The sequence below is a fragment of the Bacillus sp. JJ1127 genome, from assembly GCF_036965845.1.
In the GTDB taxonomy this organism is placed as follows: Bacteria; Bacillota; Bacilli; order Bacillales; family Bacillaceae_G; genus Bacillus_A.
In genome coordinates, this window is sequence record NZ_JBALQK010000397.1 from 1 (window position 1) to 2,428 (window position 2,428).

Consider the following 2,428-nt stretch of genomic DNA (forward strand, 5'->3'; position numbering starts at 1 on the left):
AAACATCTCTACATCATAAATGTTCATTATGATGTAGAGATGTTTTTTTGTATGAACAGCAAAGTAATATTTGGTGATTTCTGAAAACTCCCACTAATTATTTGTTTTTTATGTTATTATAAACTGTAAATTTAAGGGATTAGGGGGATGGAAATGGCTACACAAAATCAATCTGAAGAAAGCTGTTTTATATGTCAGAAACATAAAGGGGATTTTAAAGTACCAGGTGGAGTGATTTTTGAAGATGATCTCGTATATGTGGGACATGTTTACTGGGAAGAAGAAGAGACGTATCTTGGATATGTAATGATTGATATAAAAAGACATACGCCTGGGCTGGCCGAATTAACAGAAGAAGAGGCGAAAGCTTTTGGCTTAATTACGAGTAGAGTAAGCCGGGCACTTAAAGAATGTGAGGGTGCAGAACATATTTACGCTTTTGTTTCTGGCAATGGAGCCACTCATATGCACATGCATATTATTCCGCGTTATCCAAATACACCGAAGGAATTTTGGTCACCAACTAAAGTTGCGAACTGGGAAGGTGCACCTCATGGACAAGCAGAACAAATACAAAAATTATGTGAAAGAATTCAAACGTATATGGTAAATGAATATGCATATAACAAGTAATACACAATATTCATGGGTTGGTAATGAGGAAATGTGTTTAGGGGAAATTTCAGTTAAGCAATATGGTGATATAGTACTTGGAAGATATGGCGGCAATATAAGTGCAGGTGCAAAGAAGAATGAAGATGGTACTTTCGTTTGGTCAAATGGTAATTGGGAATTTGCAATTATATTAGATAGCCACCATAGTGCGGAAAGTGTAGCTTTGGTAATACATACAATACAAAATGAATCTGAAAATATAAAGGTTTTACTAGAAGAACCTATTGAAACAGTATTTCGTTCTATCGAAAATCACATACTTACAATTTTTCAATCCAATTCATTCAAACAGGCGTGTCAGCAAGTAAAGGGTGAAACAGCTTGCTTAATATGTGTAAGAAAAGAAAATTATATTTGGTGGTTTTCTATAGGGGATTGTCTTGTTTATGTATTTCATGAAGAGTTACATAAACTAGGGCAGTATATGTTGAATCAACGTCATTTTTATGAATGGATTGGACATGTAAATACATTTTCTTTACCAGTTCCTTGTTATTCATCTGGTATTCGAGAACTGCGTATGGGGAAAAGTAGAATTGTAATGATAACAGATGGTGTACTAGAATGCGGAGAACGTCGTTATGAAAATCCATTCCATTTGTATCAAGATATGTATGAAAATAAACCAAAATTAACAAAATGTGTTCAAAATGTACTAGAGCACGTTCATCATCAGCTTGGACGAGATAGTGCGACAATAATTAGCTGGGATTATGAAAATCGTGCTTATGCTACTTACCCGAGTGATCAACCAGAGAAAATGCGATCTTCAAATAGGAGGTAGGAAATGAAGCGACCTTTATTACGGGCGGAGGCTATTATCATAAACGAGGATCATTCCAAAGCTCTCGTTCAGTGTGACGATCAAGAAACATTTTATCGTTTTCCGGGTGGATCGATTGAGTTCGGTGAGACAGCACGTGAAGCAATTATTCGGGAGTTACTTGAGGAATATGATTTACAAGTTCGAGTAGAAGAATTAGCAATTGTAAATGAGCATATATTTGAAGTTGATGGAGAATTGAATCATCAATGTACGTTTTTTCCTTAGTGTAAACCTATAAACCTTACAAATAATGTACTATACCATAAAGAGCATACAAATATTATTTTGGTATGGAAAAGTATACAAGAGTTAAAAGATAAACCGACTTATCCAGAGGGAATTGTTCCTTTGATAGAACAAAAGGGAGAGAGTGTAGCGCATTTACTTACTCAAAAAGTATATTCCTAATCAATTGAAACTGAGGGATTGGATATTTTAGAGGAGGGCTATTTTATATTGTGGAAATTTATAATATTAATTGTAATTATTATCGTTTCGTTTTTTCTTTTGGAGAAATTGCTAAGAAAAAAATTGCATATACCTAATAAAAATAGATTTATATATAAACCTGTAAATGCTATTCATAAGTGGGGAGAAATTATTATTACAATTATTTATTTAATTGCTAGTTTCGTTTTGATTGCTACTATGAATTATATAAATTTGGGTTATTTCATGTTTGTGTTTTTTATTGTTTTACATATGTTTCGGACATTTATGGAATGGAAATTTGATAAAGAATCAAAGGAATATGTAATATCTTTTATAGGGGTTATATATTTAACGATTACATGCAGTGTAGTAATGTATTTACTTTAGCTTTTCATTTTATTTGCAAGTAGTAAAATCCACGATTCAAGTTTCAGTAAAGCAATGATACGGTAAAGGTTTTATTGGTGAGAGCTCATAATGATTAGGTGATAAAAC

At 32.9% G+C, this 2,428-nt stretch carries 3 protein-coding genes and 1 pseudogene; all 4 read left to right on the plus strand.

Annotated elements, in window-relative coordinates; genetic code table 11:
• The first annotated feature begins 153 nt into the window (after window positions 1–153).
• The 4 genes and pseudogenes from V7183_RS25050 to V7183_RS25065 all read left to right on the plus strand — a co-directional run bounded on the left by V7183_RS25050 (window position 154) and on the right by V7183_RS25065 (window position 2,320).
• Entirely contained in the window at window positions 154–633 is a 480-nt protein-coding gene (locus V7183_RS25050) for an HIT family protein (RefSeq protein WP_335361223.1), read from the plus strand.
• Entirely contained in the window at window positions 611–1,459 is an 849-nt protein-coding gene (locus tag V7183_RS25055) for a PP2C family serine/threonine-protein phosphatase (RefSeq protein ID WP_335361224.1), read from the plus strand. The genes V7183_RS25050 and V7183_RS25055 overlap by 23 nt, the downstream gene beginning before the upstream one ends.
• A 3-nt stretch (window positions 1,460–1,462) precedes the next feature.
• Window positions 1,463–1,909 (plus strand): annotated as a pseudogene (locus tag V7183_RS25060) (NUDIX domain-containing protein).
• A 99-nt stretch (window positions 1,910–2,008) separates the two neighbouring features.
• Window positions 2,009–2,320, plus strand: a complete 312-nt coding sequence (locus V7183_RS25065; RefSeq protein WP_335361225.1) for a DUF4181 domain-containing protein — start codon at window positions 2,009–2,011, stop codon at window positions 2,318–2,320.
• Window positions 2,321–2,428: the final 108 nt, after the last annotated feature.

Excerpts from the sequence above, each read along its gene's own strand:
- V7183_RS25055 (WP_335361224.1), top strand. The coding sequence starts at position 611 with ATGAATATGCATATAACAAGTAATACACAATATTCATGGGTTGGTAAT.
- V7183_RS25050 (WP_335361223.1), top strand. The coding sequence starts at position 154 with ATGGCTACACAAAATCAATCTGAAGAAAGCTGTTTTATATGTCAGAAA.